Genomic DNA, 18332 nt, shown 5'->3' on the forward strand with positions numbered 1-18332 from the left:
TCTATAAATACGACTTAGTGCAAATTCTTAGTGATAATCAGAATGAATAAATATGATATGTTCATTCCAAAAAAAATAGCGGGCTAAAGCCTCAATAACAAATCAAAGGAATTGTATGCTTCGTCAATTAAAAGCGTCGTCAGTGCTAGGGATTGCGGTTCTTCTTACTGCGTGTGGAGGCGGTGGATCTGGCTCAAACGATTCAGGTTCGTCAACTTCAGAGCAGAAAAAAACAGAAGAGTCTTCACAGGCCTCTAAAATCCTAACAAACGCAATTCAACATACCCCCGAAGAGCTTATAAAAGCCGCGTACAGCTTGGTTGAGCATGGGTATGCCGGAAAATCAAATGTGGTGCAACTAAATGAAACTGTTGTAGGGCAGGCTTCAGCTACGGCTCTATTGCCGGAATATCGTCATATTTTTAGTGATGACCAAATTCGTAATTTTCTTTCTTTAAACGATGTCGCTGGAAAGTCATTTACCTGTGGTGTCTCTGGCTCAGTCGATATTCACTCAAAATGGAATGAGCAAGGCATAAGAGTTATGTCATTGGATTTCAATAATTGTGTGACTTCATCAGTACATTGGATGACTATTTCAGGAGTGCTGGCATTATCCTCTGAGAGTTATAAGCAAAAAAGCTATTATTTCGACGAGCTAGATATTGATGGAGTGAAAGTAACGGGTTACACCCAAGAATATTCCTCTGAGTTTGATAGTGGTGGACATGAAGATGTGATAAAAAGTCATCTTTTGTATTCTTATAAAGACGGAAGAAATATCAAGGTAGAACTTGAAGAGTCGTCAAGTGCACCTAATCGCGATACACAAGCAACTGTTGGCGTTAAAGGTACGGTATGGTTAAGCGAATCTGGAAAAGTTAAGATTTCATCCCAAGGACTAAAATCTTCGTACAACGGCTTCTATACTGGCTCTCTGAGCTTTAAAGCAGATACTGAAATCCAGCTTTCGTTTTCGGATAAATTCTTTACCTATAAAAAAGATTTAGACGGCGATGGCTCTTTTGAATTAGGTACGCACTTATCTAAAGTGAGTGGTTTCCAGTTTGCGTTGATGCAACCTGTTGACCTTTATCCACTTGCCTTATTGTCGCAGCCACCTGCTTTTAATAGTACACCTACACAATCGTCTTACGATGTAAACACAGAAACTCCAATCGTAGTTGAAAGCTCGGAATTTTCAGACCCTGATACACCAGCGGAAAATTTACAACTGAGCTATCGATGGTATATCAATGATGAGTTGGTTGAGGGAGAAATTACCAATACCCTTCCTGCCTATACGGCGGCTTATGGCGATGAAGTTAAAGTTCAAGCGGTCGTTTTTGATGGAACGAGTTCAATAACCAGTGAATGGGCATATATTTATCTTAATGACATTAAACCAGTAATCAAAACAGAAAACTTACCTGATCAAATTTTGGCTGGAGATGAACTGAAATTTAGTGTCTCTTGGTTTGACTTAGATGTTAACCGGCAGGAAAAAGTTCGCATGGTGTCTGGACCTGAAGGGGCCACCATGAGCAGTGATGGGGTTATTTCTTGGACGGCACCTTCTGAATCCGATTTCCTAATACCAGTTCAAGTTTTTGAATTTACATTTAAAACCTTAGATGACGATTATCAAGAAGCGACTTTAGGTGTTGAAGTAAAGAGTAACAGGACGTCACCAATAGTACGTTCGGGAGAGATCAGTCCGTTAGCAAATGATTCTATTGTTATCGATGACTTTGATGGTGACGGCTTAAAAGAATTCCTAACAACAAATAATGGTAATGGTCTTTATCTTTACAATTTTGAAAATGGACAATACAACCAAAAATGGATGTATCCGTATACCTTACCTATTAATGGTAGCATTGAGCAGTTGCATTATTTAGACATTGATAATGATCTAAAAAAAGAAATCATCCTTGTTACATCTAAAAATATTCTTACCCTTGAAGACCTATCAAGTAGCCCTAAAGTTGTATTTGATACTCCGAAACATATTTTGAGAGTTGCGATAGGAGATGTTAACAAGGATGGAGCGCCAGAAGTTGCAATATTGCAGTATGAAGATGATGTTTCTCGCTCTACTCTTTCTGTTTATAAATGGAATGATTTTTCATCTCCAGTTTTAAACGAGCTTGATACTAATGGGTCTTCTCTACTGTCATTTTCCAATGTTGATAATGATCAGCCACTTGAACTTATCCTGAAAGGCGGCTTGGTTATTGATACCTCTACTTGGGAAGTACAGTGGGACTACGGTGAACAATTCTCCCAACGTGGAATGGTTATTGGAGATTTCAACCAAGACGGCGTAAATGAAATCTTCGGCATGTACCATAACGGTGATTTATATAGATATTCTGTCGTTGCAAAGACTGCGACTGAAATATCATCTACTCAATATTTATCTTCATGTGTATTGGAGAAGTCCCAACTATCTATCGATACTGATGACTTGCTGCTAATGAGTTGTCCATATAGTGGAATTAAAGCATTCAAAATAGAAGGTGATGCTCTTACCCAAAGGTGGCATTTGTCATTCAGCTTCTCAGGAAGAGTGAGCTCCTTGACTACCGGAGATATTGATAATGACAACCAATTTGAGCTGTTATGGGGCACAAGTGGTCACTATTCAAAGTCTGGATTTGCTAGTGCTGATATTTCTAACATAAGTGCGATCATGAATCATTCCACTGTTACCAAAAGTTCTTCTTCATTCAAAGCGATTGGATGGGGGAATACAACACCAGAGAAGGAAGATGCTCTATTTTTAGTTGGAACATACGACGACGATGGTGTCAGAAATAGATTTGTAACAGTAAGCTCTGATGGTAGTGTTAAAATATCTAGTGGTACAAGCTCTACACATAATCCAATAGTTGATACAGTTCATATTGATTCTAATGAGGATGGTTATTCAGAAATTGTATTGCCGGAAGTTGGCTATCAAAACTCTAAAATGGATTTGGTTCAAATCTCTGATGAGCTTGTTACAAGCACTCATGAGTTATCAGCTGGTACCGGATCGCAAATCGTTAAGGCTGCTGATTTTAATAAGGACGGTAAGAAAGACATTGTAATTGCTCATGGTTCTCAAATAACCGTGTACGATGTTGCCAATAACACATCAATAGCCACCCTCCAAGCACCATCAGAACACAGATATATTCAGGATCTTGAGGTATACGACGAATCTTCCGGAGTCATCATTGCTACTGATGGATATAACATGTCGATTTTGGAATTAGTAGGTAACTCTTTGACCTCAAAATTCACAGGCGACTTCCCAAGCCCAGACTGTAATAGAATTTTTGTATTTAACTATGACTCAGATATACGTAATGAGATCGGGTGCTTTAATAGCTTCGGTACGTTGTTTTCAATTTTCGAAGTTGCTGACAATGAGATTACTCTGAAAGAAAGCAATAATATGAAATTCTACGCAAAAGGCGTTGCTGTTGACCCATCTAGTGCTAGTGAGCAAAACTTGATAATCACAAGTAAAGAAAGCACGAATTCTGATCCGTGGGGGGCAGGTCTTTACCATGTTCGAAAAACGGATAACAAAGGCAATACGATTTGGAAAAGCCCTCCCTTAATCGGAGAGCCAAGCAGCCACGGTATTAAGCTACGAAATCATCCTGAAAAAGGGCTGCAAGCGCTCCTCTCTACCGATCAAGCTATGTACCAAATCAACCCATAGAATTTACCAAGCTTAAAGGCGAACCGAAGGGTTCGCCTTTTTTAACTGCCCATCGTTTACTTACTACTTACATCATACTCACCATACTTTTCTCTGTAATTAGAGCCAATATCAGTTTCCACTGTTTAACACTATGTGGCGCACGCAATTTCTGATAGCTTTGAGCGGTCTTGAGAAAAAGGTTGTACATTGCGCTGTCAGATATGAATAAGAAACAAATTTCGCGCCTGTTAGGGTGTGGGTTACTTACTATTGGATTCCCCGTAATCGCTTTCGATTTTGAAGTAGAAGGGCTACAAGGAGAGCTGGACACCAACGTGTCTGCTTATCTATCTGCTATCGATCCTAGCGAATACTCAACGTCACTTCGTTTTCAATCCCGAGTGGAAGATAATATTCAGAAGGCATTGAAGGCACTAGGTCATTACCAGCCTGAGATTGCTTTTCAAGTTGGAGAAGATTCTCAATCCCTTACGGTATTGGTTGATCCAGGACCGGTGGTGATGATTCGCACCAGCGATTTGATCATTTCGGGGGAAGCAGCAACGGATCCTGATTTCATTCAGCTTCGCAGTGATGCCAAGCTGGGTGTTGGTGAACCGTTGAACCACAGCGCCTATGAATCTTACAAATCAAACTTACGAAATTTAGCATTAAGAAAAGGTTATTTTGATGGCGAGTTTGGTCAGACTCGTTTAGAGGTCTCTCCCGAGCATAAACAAGCCTTTATCACCATAGAATTTACCAGTGGTCAGCGCTATTACTTTGGTGAGACTCGGATTTTTGGCAGCCAAATCCGCGAAAGCCGAGTGCGATCTCTCGTGCCTTTTGAAGCGGGTGATCCTTATCTGGCATCCAACATCGGTGAGCTGAATCAGAGTTTATCTAATACTGAGTGGTTTTCTTCTGTGCACGTTGAGCCCGATCTTAGTTACATCGGAAAACAGCGCGAATTACCGATGAATATCAACCTCGCCCCACAGTCTGAAAACCAGATAGAAACAGGCTTAGGTTATTCGACGGACATTGGTATTCGAGGCAAACTCAGCTGGAAAAAACCGTGGCTCAATGATCGCGGGCACAGCTTAGACAGTAGCATGTCTCTTTCTGTGCCAGAACAAGCGATCACCGCTAGCTACAAAATTCCGCTAGAAGATGTGTTACGTGAATATTATGAAATTCAATACGGAATGAAGCGTACTGATAAAGATGAAACCAAGAGCCTAGAGCATAACCTAGCGGTGAAAAGACATTGGAAACTAGATTCAGGTTGGCAAAGAACGGCTTCCGTAAGATTCCTATACGACGACTCAGAAGAGCGAGGCCAATCTCGTATCTCTAAATTCGTTTTACCGGGTTTCAGCTTCAGTCGTGCGCGAGTTCGTGGTGGCGCTATGCCTATGTGGGGAGACAAGCACCTGCTTACCGTTGAAGCCGGCAATGAAAGCCTGCTCTCTGATACTGGTATTTTAAGGGTGCAGGGGCGAACCGCCATCGTACGCAGTGTGGGTGAAAATCACCGTGGGCTAGCGCGTTTCGATGCGGGCGGTGTATTTGCAGGTGAATTTGACAAAGTCCCTCGTTCTTTGCGTTTCTTCGCTGGTGGTGATAACAGCATCCGTGGCTATGGGTATGAAGATATTCCGACGACCCAACCAGAAGATAAGTTCAGTGGCGGTAAATACTTAGCAGTGAGTAGCCTAGAATATCAATATCGAGTTTATGGCAATTGGTGGGCGGCAACATTTGTTGATTACGGCGATGCATGGACAGATACACCCGAGTGGAAAAAAGGTGTTGGTGTGGGTATTCGATGGGCTTCGCCTGTGGGGCCAATCCGATTAGATTTTGCTTGGGGACTGGATAAAAAACCTGACGAAAGATTTGCCATTCACTTTACGTTGGGACCAGAGCTATGACCCGTACTGTTGCTAAATGGCTAGTGCGCTTTGCCCTTTTTATTCCGTGTTTTGTTCTTGTTCTGTTACTTCTATTGGGTGGCTTACTGTTCACGCAAGCGGGGTTGAACCTTGCCATGTGGGGAGCGCAAAAAGCATTGCCCCAACTCACTGTAGACGAAGCTGAGGGGGCGATACTCACAGGTATAACGCTTCATCAAGTCAATTTTAGTGATCCCGATTTATTTATCGAACTACACGCTAAGAAAGTGCAACTCGAACTGGATGCCGAATGTTTATTTGAACCCCGAGTGTGCATCGATAATCTCGCTCTAGAATCATTATCCTTTGCTCTTACAGGCACAGCGCCTACTCAGGAAGAACCAACACCTTCAGAGCCACTCACCGAGATCACGTTACCTGTTCCTGTTTCAATCAACCATGTTCAGTTGAATGATATTGCGCTTGATGTGTTGGGCACAGAGATCAAGTGGAAGTCGTTTTCTACTGCGGCGACGATGGAAGGTCGAGTGCTGACGTTGCACCCAACAACGTGGGATGGCATCGATATTACACTTGCTCCAACTGACGCCAACGCTTCGGTCGAAAAAGCGTCGACGGACAAAAACGCAGACATTGAGCTTCCAGAAGTATTAATTCCGCTGGATGTCGTTGTAGAAGGGTTTGATATTCATAACTTTGCTTTGCACGGTGAATCGCCAGTGAAGGTGAATCACTTGGGATTAAAGGCGAAAGCGAGCGATCATTTGGTCAGCATTGAAAAGCTAGCCTTGGATATGCCAGAAGTTACCGCGGACGCTAGCACTGAGATCGAACTGAAAGGAGATTACTCCCTCCCGAAATTGACCCTTAATGCCAAACTCAATAAGACTGAGTTAAAAGGGCAAACCTTGGCGCTAAAGGCAGACGGTAGTGTGGCGGAACTCAACCTCAACGCTGATTTTGGGGGCGTAATCAAAGCGCACCTTGAAGGAAACCTAAAGCCGCTACAGGCTGTGTTGCCTTTCGACCTGTCTTTGTCACAAGGGGAAGTGCAATGGCCTCTCACTGGTAAATACGATTATCGCTCAGACATTGAAAGCATTGATATTAAAGGTAACTTGGATGTGTATCAGATCTCCCTTGCGTTGAAAGCGCAGGGCAAAGATATTCCGGATTTAGACCTCGATACGTCAGCGAGCGGCACATTAGAAAGTATCGATGTGCACAGCTTAGTTCTCAATACGTTAGGTGGTCGAGTCTCTGGTCAGGTTGAAGCTGATTGGTCCAAGTTAGTGAAATGGAACACTACGCTCGGTTTAGACAGCATACAGCCGGGGTTACAATGGCCAGAAGCCGAGGGCAATATCAGTGGCAGTATCACGACCAATGGCTCCTTAACTGAAAGTGGTGGTTGGAAAGTGGGTGTCCCACTACTGGCTATCCAGGGTTTAATCCGCGACTACCCGTTGTACATCAATGGCCAATTGGATGCTGCGGACATCAATAAAAGCGGTGAACCTAGCATTCATACTGAAGGGCTGGAGCTATCTCATGGTCCTAATAACCTATTTGTGTCGGGCTCATTGGATAAACAGTGGGGGCTGGATGTAGAGCTAAACTTCCCTGAGTTTGTTAAATCGATTCCGGAACTTCGTGGGCACATGTACGGCAAAGTTAACTTGCGTGGTGAATTTGAAGAACCCCAAATCAAGGTGGAATTGAGTGTTAACGAAGTCGATTGGAAGCAAGAAGTGACGGTGGAATCCGTTGCCCTATTTGGTGATATCTCACCTCTACCTGCTCCGAAAGGCGATTTGTCATTAGTCGTTAAAAACGTGAAAGCGCAAGACCAATACATCGATAACGTGGATCTGGAGTTCTCAGGTACACAGGAAGCTCATCAGCTTACGTTAGATGTGTTATCCGATTTGGTGTCTACAAGTTTGAAGGTCGTCGGTGGGTTAACTGATAAACCAGAAATGGTATGGCAAGGTGAATTACAGCGAGCAGAAATTACATCCGAACAAGGCACGTGGACATTAGCCGATAAGGCGGCATTAGGCTTTAACATGGCAACCAATCTGGCAAGTGTTCAAGCCCATTGTTGGAATCAACAAGATGCGTCATTGTGTTTAACCAAAGACCTCTCTGCGGGGGAAAGTGGTGAGGCGAATATTGCTATCAAGCAGTTTAACTTTGAACAGATTAAGCGCTTCGTCCCACAGGAAACCGACCTTCAAGGTGAAGTCAATGCGACAGCATGGGCGAGCTGGGCACCAAACGCCAAGCCTGAGTTAAAAGTGTCTGTTTCTTTACCAGAAGGGCAGGTTACACAATCGTTGGATGCACCAATCACACTTGGGTGGAACAACATAACGTTAGATGCCGAGTTAGAGAACGATAACTTAAGAAGTCGTTGGTCATTGGATTTATTCGACAACGGAGTGATTGATGGTCAGGCGAATATTGCAAATGTGCAATCCAACAATCAGACCATTGACGGCAAGTTGGGGATTCGCGATATCCACCTCGGTATGCTCAAGCCTTTGCTGGGTGAATTCAGTAAAGCGGATGCCAATATCCATTCTGATCTCAGTTTCAGTGGCCCCTTGCTTCATCCGAAATTACAGGGTGATTTTGTCATCGAGAAACTGATTGCCAAAGGTGACATTACTCCCGTCGATGTCAATGAAGGTCAAATCTCCGTTGCCTTCAGCGGGTACGATGCAGTTCTGAACGCGCAAATTCACACGCCTGATGGCACGCTCAATTTAGACGGTGACGGAAATTGGGCAGATCTAAAAGCGTGGCGTGGCAACTTAGCCGTTTTTGCTGAAGAGTTGAACGTGAAGCTACCGCCAATGGTTCACATTAAAGTGAAGCCAGATCTTAAGATTTCCGCGACGCCTAAGCTCGCTAAAATTGAGGGCGACATTCACTTACCATGGGGGCGCATTGAAGTGGAAGAGCTACCGCCAAGTGCGGTTGGCGTGTCCAGTGATGAAGTGTTACTGGATGAAAACTTCAAGCCTGTAGAAGAAAAGCAGCCTTTGCCAATGAATATTCAAACCAACGTGAATGTAAAGATTGGTGACGACTTCCGGTTAAGTGCTTTTGGTCTATTGGGTAACCTCAAAGGGGATTTAAAAGTCTCTCAACGTGACAAAGGACCTTTTGTCGTTGGGGAAGTCAACATCCTCAATGGTTCGTATCGCTCATTTGGACAAGACTTGCTGATTCAGAAAGGGAAGATTTTGATGAATGGTCCAGTGGATCAGCCTTATGTGGTGATCACAGCCATCCGGAACCCAGACAATATCCAAGATGATGTCACCGCGGGTATCCGTGTGGATGGCCCTGCTGGTAATCCTCAAGTGTCGATATTCTCCGATCCAGCCATGCCACAAGCCAATGCGTTGTCTTACCTATTGCGTGGTAGAGACATTGATGCTGAAGCGGGTGGAAACTTAATGACCACCACGTTGATCGGCTTGAGTTTAGCAAAAAGCGGAAAAGTAGTCGGAGAGATTGGCCAGGCATTTGGTGTACAAGATTTGCAATTGGATACGGCAGGTTCTGGTGATGACTCTCAAGTAACTGTGAGCGGGTACATATTACCCGGCTTGAAAGTCACTTACGGAGTGGGTATTTTTAACTCACTTGGTGAATTTACCGTGCGTTATCGCTTGATGCAGGATTTGTATGTTGAAGCGGTTTCTGGTCTTGATAGTGCGGTGGATTTGATTTACCAGTTCGAATTTGATTAAGGCGTGAGCCTGATGGAGAGTGCGATGGAACAGCTGGTGTTTGTGTATGGGACGTTGCGACAAGGCGAAGACAATCATCACTTTTTGGAAGGGTGCGAGTTGGTTGCCCAGTTTCGGACTGGGCCTGCGTTTGCTTTGTACGATTTAGGTCATTACCCAGGAATGGTACAAGGTCAGCAGGAGATCTGCGGTGAAATCTACCGGATTAATGCGCAAATATTGGCAAAGTTAGATCACCTTGAAGATGTGCCATACGAATACCGCCGTGAGAAAATGTCGACTCCATTTGGCGAAGCATGGGTCTACCTCTATCAAGATGGCAGCCAGTTATCTGAGCCAATCGACTCGGGCGATTGGTGCCAGCGCTTTTAGTTCTGTAGAGCGGTACTGGCGGTGAATGAGCTCTTTGGTTATCCAAAACCCGTTAATGTATTTCAAGTAAAACAGCCCAGTCGATACTGGGCTGTTTTTTTATTTGTGGAATGCTATCCAAAGTATTCCGAATTCAGGTTATTTATTCTGCGCTCGATCATAAGAGGTCTGGATTTCCTCTCGTGCGGCGGCAGCGTCTGCCCAGCCATCGACTTTTACCCATTTACCCAATTCAAGCTCTTTGTAGCGCTCAAAAAAATGCGTAATCTGCGCTTTTAGCAATTCGGGGATGTCATTCACATCTTGGATATGTTCATACTCTTTTGAGAGTTTACTGTGAGGTACGGCTACAATCTTGGCATCTTCCCCAGACTCGTCGGTCATTTTCAAAACCCCCACAGGACGACAGCGGATAACAGAGCCGGGAATAAGTGGGTGCGGTGTCGGAACAAGTACATCCACTGGGTCACCATCTAGCGATAAGGTGTGGTTTACATAACCATAGTTGCATGGGTAGAACATGGGGGCAGACATAAAACGGTCCACAAAAACCGCGCCAGAATCTTTATCGACTTCATATTTGATCGGATCTGCGTTTGCTGGAATTTCGATTACGACATAAATGTCATCAGGCAACGATTTACCCGCGGGTACATTGTTTAAACTCATTGTGCTTTCCTTTTCTAATGAATTTCACTGTACATAGCTTAAGCGAATTTACCGTATCCTGCTATTCCACTTTAGACCAAAACACGATCCACTTAAGACTAGATCAGCGCCAAAATTAGAGCGTAAGCCCATCGGTTTTGGAGGGGGTGTGACTGACAAAAATAAGAAATCCCCGCCCAGCTCAATAAAGCCGGCGGGGATTCTTCGTATTTATGCTTGGCGGATTCAGTCTTGATTCAGTTCAAGAAATTCTTCCACTTTGCGAACCATATTTTTAGAACCCACAAAGAAAGGCACACGCTGGTGCAGCTCGGTAGGTTTGATTTCCATGATGCGGTTAACGCCATCAGAAGCCAGGCCACCTGCTTGCTCTATCAAAAACGCCATTGGGTTGCATTCGTACAACAAACGCAATTTTCCGTTCGGGTGACTTTGGGTGCTTGGGTATAAGTAGATACCGCCTTTAAGCAAGTTACGGTGAAAGTCGGCCACCAACGAACCAATGTAACGTGACGTATATGGGCGGTTTTCTTCAGGCGCATTTTCCTGACAGTACTTGATGTACTTTTTCACACCCGTTGGGAAGCGGATGTAGTTACCTTCGTTAATGGAGTAAATCAAACCATCTTCAGGGATCATCATGTTTTCATGAGACAGACAAAAAACGCCGAGTGATGGGTCATAAGTAAATCCATGAACCCCTTTACCTGTGGTGTATACCAGCATGGTTGAAGAACCATAAATGATATAACCAGCCGCGACTTGCTTGTCTCCTGGCTGGAAAAAGTCTTCTTCTGTTGCTGGCGTGCCAATAGGTGAAACACGCTTGTAAATAGAGAAGATAGTGCCGACGGAAACGTTTACGTCAATGTTTGAAGAGCCATCCAGTGGATCCATTAAAACAACGTACTTCGCATTTTTATTGAGTTCTTTATTGAATGCGACCGCTTCGTCTTCCTCTTCACTGGCGACACCACAAACCTGATCGCGAGCTTCAAGTGCAGCTTTGAATTTTTCGTTGGCGTAGACATCAAGCTTTTGCTGAGCTTCGCCCTGTACGTTTTCAGTGCCAACGGCACCCGTTATATCGACAAGACCCGCTTTATTGATTTCTCGGTTTACAATTTTGGCAGCAAGCTTAATTGAACCGAGAAGAGAGGATAGATCGCCACTGGCGTGAGCGAAGTCATTTTGTTTTTCAACAATAAACTCGCCTAGAGTGCGTATCTCAGACATGTATGTTCCTTTGTTCAGTTTCCTGGGCTGAGATCCAAGCTACCGACGACGCTGACTGGGGAAGGTCAAGTTTCTCAAGGGTTCACGGTTAAGAAACTAGGTCGTGTGGTTGAGCTCAGATACAATAAAGTCCCAATCTAAGTTGGGTTGCCTACCCGATAAATGTAGGGGTATCTGGGTTTCATTTATTATTGTATAAGTTGAATCTTTTTAATGGTAATGAAGTAACGTGCTGATCCTTGAATAAATTTAGTTGGACATCACACTTTCATACTCACATTTCGCTGACATAAATCAGGCATGATAAGAAGCAATTAAAGACGTCAAAACAGACTAGGAATCGTAATTTATGCATATTCATATTTTGGGAATTTGCGGGACATTTATGGGCGGAGCCGCGGTATTGGCTCGTCAAATGGGGCACAAAGTCACGGGATCTGATGCCAATGTTTACCCCCCAATGAGCACGCTATTAGAATCTCAGGGTATCGAAATTATAGAGGGGTTTGACCCGTCGCAATTGGAGCCGAAGCCAGACTTGGTGGTGATTGGTAATGCAATGAGTCGCGGAAACCCTTGTGTAGAATATGTACTGAATCACAATCTGAAATACACATCAGGTCCACAGTGGCTGCAAGAATTTTTGTTGCATGATCGCTGGGTGTTGGCGGTATCTGGAACGCATGGCAAAACGACCACGTCGAGCATGCTAACTTGGATCCTTGAGCACTGCGGTTATCAACCCGGATTTTTAGTTGGGGGCGTTTTAGGCAATTTTGGTGTTTCGTCTCGTCTTGGTGAAAGTATGTTTTTCGTGGTCGAAGCGGATGAATATGACAGCGCTTTTTTTGATAAACGTTCTAAGTTTGTTCATTATCACCCAAGAACGTTGGTGATGAATAATCTTGAGTTTGATCATGCAGATATCTTCGACGACTTGGATGATATTAAGCGACAGTTCCATCATTTGATCCGTACCGTGCCTGAAAATGGCCGTATATTTTCCCCAATTAATGACGAAGCGCTTGAAAGCGTGCTTGAGCAGGGTTGTTGGAGCGAACAAGAAAAGACAGGCTTCAATGGCGACTGGCAATCCGAAAAGATCAAATCAGACGGCAGTGAATTTAACGTTATCTTCCAAGGCAAACATGTTGGCAAGGTTTCTTGGAACCTGATTGGTGATCACAACGTCGATAATGCACTGATGGCGATTGCGGCGGCGAGGCACGTGGGTGTTACGCCTGATTTAGCATGTGAAGCTCTGGCGTTATTTGTAAACACAAAAAGACGCCTAGAGCTGAAAGGCGAGGTGAATGGTATTACGGTTTACGATGATTTTGCTCATCACCCAACCGCCATTGAACTAACGTTACAAGGATTACGTAATAAGGTTGGTGAAGGAAAAATTCTAGCGGTGCTAGAACCTCGCTCCAGCACGATGAAAATGGGCGTCCATAAAGAAACACTCGCCAATGCACTAAGTACTGCCGATTCCGTCTATTTGTTTCAGCCAGATAATATCCAATGGTCAGTCGACGATGTTGCGAGTCAATGTCACCAGCCGGTACAGACCAGCGACGACATCAATACGCTGGTTACACGTATCGTCGAAGAAGCTAAACCAGGCGATCAGATATTGGTGATGAGCAATGGGGGATTCGGTGGGATTCATGATAAGTTACTCAATGCACTCACGGCTGATACGCTAACCTAAGAGTGGACTGATTTTTCAATGTAAGAAGTAAGAATGACTCAAAAAAATAAAGCCATTACGTTGGCATTTACAGGGGCATCCGGAGCACCTTATGGGCTCCGGCTACTGGAATGCCTACTCGCCGCAGATTACACCGTCTATTTGTTGATATCTTCCGCCGCGCGAGTGGTGATGGCAACGGAACATGGGTTGAAACTACCGGGCTCTCCAGATGGCGCAAAAGAAGCGCTGGTTGAACACCTTCAGTGCGATGCGGATAAACTCATCGTCTGTGGTAAAGAAGATTGGTTTTCACCCGTAGCTTCAGGTTCGGCAGCACCGAAACAGATGGTGGTTTGCCCTTGCAGCGCAGGCAGTGTGGCTGCCATCGCCCACGGCATGTCGGATAATCTTATAGAGCGTGCTGCCGATGTGGTCATGAAAGAGCGTGGGCAACTGCTTTTGGTTGTTCGTGAAACGCCTTTTTCTACTCTTCATTTGGAAAATATGCATAAGCTCTCTCAAATGGGTGTCACCATCATGCCTGCCGCACCGGGGTTTTATCACCAACCAACCAGCATTGATGACTTAGTCGACTTTATGGTTGCACGCATTCTTGACCATTTAGGTGTCGAGCAAGGTTTAGTCCCTCGTTGGGGATATGATCAGCGCAATTAGAAACGATTGAAGTAATTGCATATGGCTAAGTTCATAGAAGTCGATAAAATAGAACCACTCTCATCGGGGTGCTAAATGAATAGGCGATGTTTGCATCGCTTTTCTTATGGCTGAGATAAACCTTTGGTTTGAACCCGTACACCTGAACCAGATAATACTGGCGTAGGAATTGAGCGCGGAAATTTCCCCCTCTCAACACCTGTGCCGCTCAACAATGGATAGGAGCGACCAGTGAAATACGCACTGACTACTCATGTATTGACGACGACAGCACTTGTTACACTTGCTGCCACACCGGCATTCGCCGCAGAAAACACGCTAACGGTTTACACGTACGACTCTTTTGCTGCGGATTGGGGACCGGGTCCAACGGTCGAAAAAGCGTTTGAAGCTCAATGCGGATGTAATCTAGAGTTTGTTGCACTTGACGATGGCGTGACCATTCTCAATCGCTTACGCCTTGAAGGTAAAAACAGCAAAGCGGATATCGTGCTTGGTCTTGATAACAATCTAATGGCTGAGGCAAAGAAAAGCGGTTTGCTTGCCGATCACAGCGTAGACACGACTAACGTGACGATCCCTGGTGGCTGGAAAGACAGCACATTTGTCCCTTACGATTACGGCTACTTTGCGTTTGTTTACAACAAAGAAAAACTCACTACCCCACCCAAGAGCCTAAAAGAGCTGGTTGAAAAGCGTGATGATCTTAAAGTGATTTACCAAGATCCACGCACCTCGACGCCTGGTCAAGGTTTAATGCTGTGGATGAAGTCGGTGTATGGCAACAATACGACGGATGCATGGAAACAACTGGCCAAGAAAACCGTCACTGTAACGAAAGGTTGGTCTGAAGCGTACTCAATGTTCTTGGAAGGCGAGTCCGATCTTGTGCTTTCATACACAACGTCTCCGGCGTATCACTTAATCGCAGAAAAAGACGCGAAATACGCTGCTGCCAATTTTTCTGAGGGTCATTACACTCAGATTGAAGTCGCGGCAAAAGTGAAGGCTAGTGGGAATCAAAAATTAGCCGACGAATTTATGGCGTTCATTCTAAGCGATGAGTTCCAATCGGCGATGCCGACAGGCAACTGGATGTATCCAGTAACCGGAGTTGAACTTCCTGAAGGCTACAACACGTTAACCGTTCCAGCGAAAGCTTTGTCTTTCTCTTCAGATGAAGTTGCTGAGAGCAGAAAAACGTGGATTAAGGAATGGCAAAACGCCCTGACTTTCTAAGTTTTACATTATCGTCAAGCCATGCATAATGCGTGGCTTGCTTGTATATGCATAGGCTCATTCTGCTGTGATTCGAAATGTACCTAAAGTCGGGATAGTCGTCGCGACGGTTATCTTAGTCTTTGTTGTCTCTGCTTTGTGGGCATTATTGTCAAATGCGCCTTCTCTGAATCCTCTCCAAATATGGTCTGATCCTTATTATCGCCATGTTACCCAATTCAGCTTTTATCAAGCATTTCTGTCTACATTACTCAGCGTTGGGTTTGCCATTCCTGTCGCGCACGCACTGTCTTACCGACAATTTCTCGGTAGAAGCTTACTGCTTAAACTGTTTGCTAGCACGTTGGTGTTACCAGTTTTAGTTGGGGTATTCGGAATATTAGCCATATATGGCAACAGTGGTTTGATTGCCGATTGGCTGAAAGACAATGGGATGTCTTTGCCTTTTTCGATTTATGGTTTAAACGGCATTTTGCTTGCTCATGTGTTTTTTAACCTGCCTTATGCAACGCGGCTACTACTCCAGGCGTTAGAGAGTATCCCGCCAGAGCAACACAAATTATGTGCTCATTTAGGGATGTCCCGCTGGAATAAATTTCGTTGGGTAGAATGGCCTCGATTAGCAACGCAGCTCCCTCAAGTGTGTGGTTTGGTCTTTATGCTTTGCTTTACCAGTTTTGCTACGGTTATGGCACTCGGCGGGGGACCGAAATCAACGACAATCGAATTAGCTATCTATCAAGCGATAAAATTCGACTTTGATCTTCAAACCGGTGCATTGCTGGCCATGTGGCAAATGCTGTTGTGTGGCGTGCTCGCCATCAGTGTTCAAAAGCTATCAAAGCCTTTACCTGTCACTTCGGGAAGCCTGAAGCCACTGCCCATGTATTCCGATAGCCGTAAAGCCAAAGCGTGGGACACCTTTTGGATTGGTTTAGTGATGATGTTGGTGTTGCCGCCACTAACGATGGTTGTGCTAAGCGGCCTTAACAATAAAGTATTTATCGTATTGTCGGATGGTCGTTTTTGGAACGCTGTGATTTCCTCTCTTCAGGTCGCTTTATTAGCCAGTGTTTCTGCGTTGCTACTGGGTGCAACGATTTTGTCGACTAGCCGAGTATGGCGACTCAAAAAACAACACTTTCGTGCCGATAAAATAGAATTGGCGGGTACCATTATCCTCGTTACACCAGGCTTGGTGATCAGTACTGGGCTGTTTTTATTGATCAGAGAAATAGCCGACGTATTTAGCCTAGCATTTTGGATTGTCGTTGCAGTCAACTGTTTAATGGCATTGCCTTATGTTATCAAAACATTGTCGCTCCCTATGTATCAATTGGTTCAACAGTATCAATACCTATCAGCAAGCTTAGGTATTCAAGGGTGGAATCATTTTCGCTTAATGGAGTGGCGAGCATTGAGAAAACCGTTTGCCCATGCGTTCGCAATAAGCTTTATGCTATCGATGGGCGATCTTAGCGCGATTGCTCTGTTTGGTAGCCAAGAATTTAGGACTCTACCTCTGTATTTATTTCAATTACTTGGAAGTTATCAAATGGAAGCGGCAGCGGTGGTTTCTTTGTGTCTTTTACTTCTGAGTGTGTTGAGTTTTTCACTTGTTGAAGCCCTATTTAAACAGAGAGTTCCCCATGACCATTCTTAGTTTACAAGATGTGAATTACCGTTATAACGATGAGCTGTTTAGGTTTAACTTAGATGTGAGTGAAGGCGATATCGTTTCATTGATGGGGCCAAGTGGTGCTGGAAAATCGACCTTACTATCGCTGGTGGCAGGTTTTATTCAGCCACAGTCGGGGCAGATCCTTGTCGCGGGGCAATCGGTTTTAGGGTTACCGCCGCACCAGATTCCTTTGTCTATGTTATTCCAAGAAAACAACCTATTTGCTCACTTAACGGTGCGTGAAAACATAGGGTTGGGTATAGAACCTAGCTTAAGGCTTTCTTCTAAACAGAAAGGACAGGTAGAAGAAGCGGCGGTAATGGTCGGGATCGGTGACTTTCTGGATCGACTTCCAGAGCAGCTTTCTGGCGGACAGAAACAACGAGTGGCATTGGCGAGATGTTTTGTTCAGCCTCATTCCATTTGGCTTTTAGATGAACCTTTCTCAGCGCTTGACCCTGTTATTCGCGAAGACATGCTCTCGCTGGTACAAACATTAGCCAAAGAGAGAAACATCGCCATCGTTATGGTCACTCACCACGTCAGCGATGCGAAATCCATTGCCACTCAATTTGCTTACATGTCAAAAGGGGAAGTGCGTGCTGTATTGCCTATCGAGGAGCTAGTTGCAACAAACTCAAACCAAGAAATAGCGGTATTTGTTAGAGCTGGTGAGTAGATCAATACTCTAGATGATGGTTGTACATGTCGATAAAGGCTTCGGCGTTTGTGAAAAGCGTTGCCACTTCAATGATGACACTTTCTTCCTTAGCTTGAGAAGACAGCGAGCCAAATGCGGTGTAGTAGCTCACTTCGTCTACGTTGTTTATACCGACATTGGTTAATGGAATCAGTTTATGAGTTTGTAGGATCTCCTTATTGAGGGCGTGAACATCTTTTACGTTTCGTTCCGGAAATAAAATACTTTCTATGACGATCTGATGTTCAGAAATACTTAAGTAAGCAATTAAGCTGTCTTCTTTGTTGTTGATGATTAGCGTTCCTGAATCAATGGAATCAACCTCCCATCCTCTTCTCGTGTCTATTAGTTTTCGTAGCCCGCCTAATGTCCATGACACAATAATAATCCTTTAAAATCAGCTAGTAAGGTCATGGAGTATAGAGAATAAGTGACTAATGGCAACACACGTTTATTGTGCCTTGTAGTCAATGAAATCTCTATTGTTACGAATAGTGTCAATATATCTACTTGTTATAGTAAGTGTATTTTTAGGCAAGTTATAAATATTGCTTTCTAATTTATATTTATATTTTTTCTAGTAGTTGTAATTATTGGGATACGCATCACTTTTTATTCTCTTTTTACGAATTCTATGGGGACGGAATCACGTTTCTCTCTAAATGAAATAATCGTAAA

Annotated in this window: 12 protein-coding genes and 1 riboswitch; of the genes, 9 read left to right on the forward strand and 3 right to left on the reverse strand. The window is 44.2% G+C overall.

The genetic code is table 11. The annotated features are described in order from the left end of the window. Nucleotides 1-115: 115 nt before the first annotated feature. The 4 genes from Q8W40_RS24145 (at nt 116) to Q8W40_RS24160 (ending at nt 9758) form a co-directional block, all read left to right on the forward strand. Nucleotides 116-3718, forward strand: coding sequence for an FG-GAP repeat domain-containing protein (locus Q8W40_RS24145; RefSeq protein WP_305400903.1), 3603 nt, complete (start codon nt 116-118; stop codon nt 3716-3718). Nucleotides 3719-3921: 203 nt separating this feature from the next. Beyond that, nucleotides 3922-5637 (forward strand): autotransporter assembly complex protein TamA, encoded by a 1716-nt coding sequence (gene tamA / locus Q8W40_RS24150; protein ID WP_305400905.1) that lies wholly within the window; start codon nt 3922-3924, stop codon nt 5635-5637. Beyond that, a complete protein-coding gene (gene tamB / locus Q8W40_RS24155; protein ID WP_305400907.1) occupies nt 5634-9386 on the forward strand; it encodes an autotransporter assembly complex protein TamB in 3753 nt (1250 codons plus the stop codon). The genes tamA and tamB overlap by 4 nt, the downstream gene beginning before the upstream one ends. A 24-nt stretch (nt 9387-9410) precedes the next feature. Next, the gene (locus Q8W40_RS24160) at nt 9411-9758 is read left to right on the forward strand and encodes a gamma-glutamylcyclotransferase family protein (RefSeq protein WP_101111083.1); all 348 of its coding nucleotides are present in this window, start codon (nt 9411-9413) and stop codon (nt 9756-9758) included. Nucleotides 9759-9896: 138 nt separating this feature from the next. On the opposite strand, the gene ppa is transcribed toward Q8W40_RS24160, so the two are convergent. Further along, nucleotides 9897-10427 carry an inorganic diphosphatase gene (ppa, locus tag Q8W40_RS24165; RefSeq protein ID WP_305400909.1) on the reverse strand — a complete coding sequence of 177 codons (531 nt, stop codon included), beginning with the start codon at nt 10425-10427 and terminating at the stop codon, nt 9897-9899. Nucleotides 10428-10652: 225 nt separating this feature from the next. Next, nucleotides 10653-11663: a class 1 fructose-bisphosphatase gene (fbp, locus tag Q8W40_RS24170; protein WP_305400911.1), complete on the reverse strand. Its 1011-nt coding sequence runs from the start codon at nt 11661-11663 to the stop codon at nt 10653-10655. A gap of 349 nt (nt 11664-12012) precedes the next feature. On the opposite strand from fbp, the gene mpl reads away from it, so the two are divergent. From mpl to thiQ, 5 genes are all read left to right on the forward strand, one after another. Further along, nucleotides 12013-13377: a UDP-N-acetylmuramate:L-alanyl-gamma-D-glutamyl-meso-diaminopimelate ligase gene (mpl, locus tag Q8W40_RS24175; protein WP_305400912.1), complete on the forward strand. Its 1365-nt coding sequence runs from the start codon at nt 12013-12015 to the stop codon at nt 13375-13377. 33 nt (nt 13378-13410) lie between these two features. Continuing rightward, nucleotides 13411-14034, forward strand: a complete 624-nt coding sequence (locus tag Q8W40_RS24180; RefSeq protein WP_305400913.1) for a flavin prenyltransferase UbiX — start codon at nt 13411-13413, stop codon at nt 14032-14034. Nucleotides 14035-14088: 54 nt separating this feature from the next. After that, nucleotides 14089-14220: riboswitch (TPP riboswitch) on the forward strand. 45 nt (nt 14221-14265) lie between these two features. Further along, entirely contained in the window at nt 14266-15273 is a 1008-nt protein-coding gene (gene thiB / locus Q8W40_RS24185) for a thiamine ABC transporter substrate binding subunit (RefSeq protein ID WP_305400915.1), read from the forward strand. Nucleotides 15274-15340: 67 nt separating this feature from the next. Further along, a complete protein-coding gene (thiP, locus tag Q8W40_RS24190) occupies nt 15341-16936 on the forward strand; it encodes a thiamine/thiamine pyrophosphate ABC transporter permease ThiP (protein WP_305400917.1) in 1596 nt (531 codons plus the stop codon). Beyond that, entirely contained in the window at nt 16929-17633 is a 705-nt protein-coding gene (gene thiQ / locus Q8W40_RS24195) for a thiamine ABC transporter ATP-binding protein (RefSeq protein WP_305400934.1), read from the forward strand. Before thiP ends, thiQ begins: the two co-directional genes overlap by 8 nt. Nucleotide 17634: 1 nt before the next feature. Here the strand turns inward: thiQ and Q8W40_RS24200 are convergent, their stop codons facing one another. Then, nucleotides 17635-18033 carry a DUF2170 family protein gene (locus Q8W40_RS24200; RefSeq protein ID WP_305400919.1) on the reverse strand — a complete coding sequence of 133 codons (399 nt, stop codon included), beginning with the start codon at nt 18031-18033 and terminating at the stop codon, nt 17635-17637. Nucleotides 18034-18332: the final 299 nt, after the last annotated feature.

The sequence above is a fragment of the Vibrio penaeicida genome, assembly GCF_030689305.1.
Lineage (GTDB): Bacteria > Pseudomonadota > Gammaproteobacteria > Enterobacterales > Vibrionaceae > Vibrio > Vibrio penaeicida_B.

Excerpts from the sequence above, each read along its gene's own strand:
- Q8W40_RS24145 (WP_305400903.1), top strand. The coding sequence starts at position 116 with ATGCTTCGTCAATTAAAAGCGTCGTCAGTGCTAGGGATTGCGGTTCTT.
- tamA (WP_305400905.1), top strand. The coding sequence starts at position 3,922 with ATGAATAAGAAACAAATTTCGCGCCTGTTAGGGTGTGGGTTACTTACT.
- tamB (WP_305400907.1), top strand. The coding sequence starts at position 5,634 with ATGACCCGTACTGTTGCTAAATGGCTAGTGCGCTTTGCCCTTTTTATT.
- Q8W40_RS24160 (WP_101111083.1), top strand. The coding sequence starts at position 9,411 with ATGGAACAGCTGGTGTTTGTGTATGGGACGTTGCGACAAGGCGAAGAC.
- ppa (WP_305400909.1), bottom strand. The coding sequence starts at position 10,427 with ATGAGTTTAAACAATGTACCCGCGGGTAAATCGTTGCCTGATGACATT.
- fbp (WP_305400911.1), bottom strand. The coding sequence starts at position 11,663 with ATGTCTGAGATACGCACTCTAGGCGAGTTTATTGTTGAAAAACAAAAT.
- mpl (WP_305400912.1), top strand. The coding sequence starts at position 12,013 with ATGCATATTCATATTTTGGGAATTTGCGGGACATTTATGGGCGGAGCC.
- Q8W40_RS24180 (WP_305400913.1), top strand. The coding sequence starts at position 13,411 with ATGACTCAAAAAAATAAAGCCATTACGTTGGCATTTACAGGGGCATCC.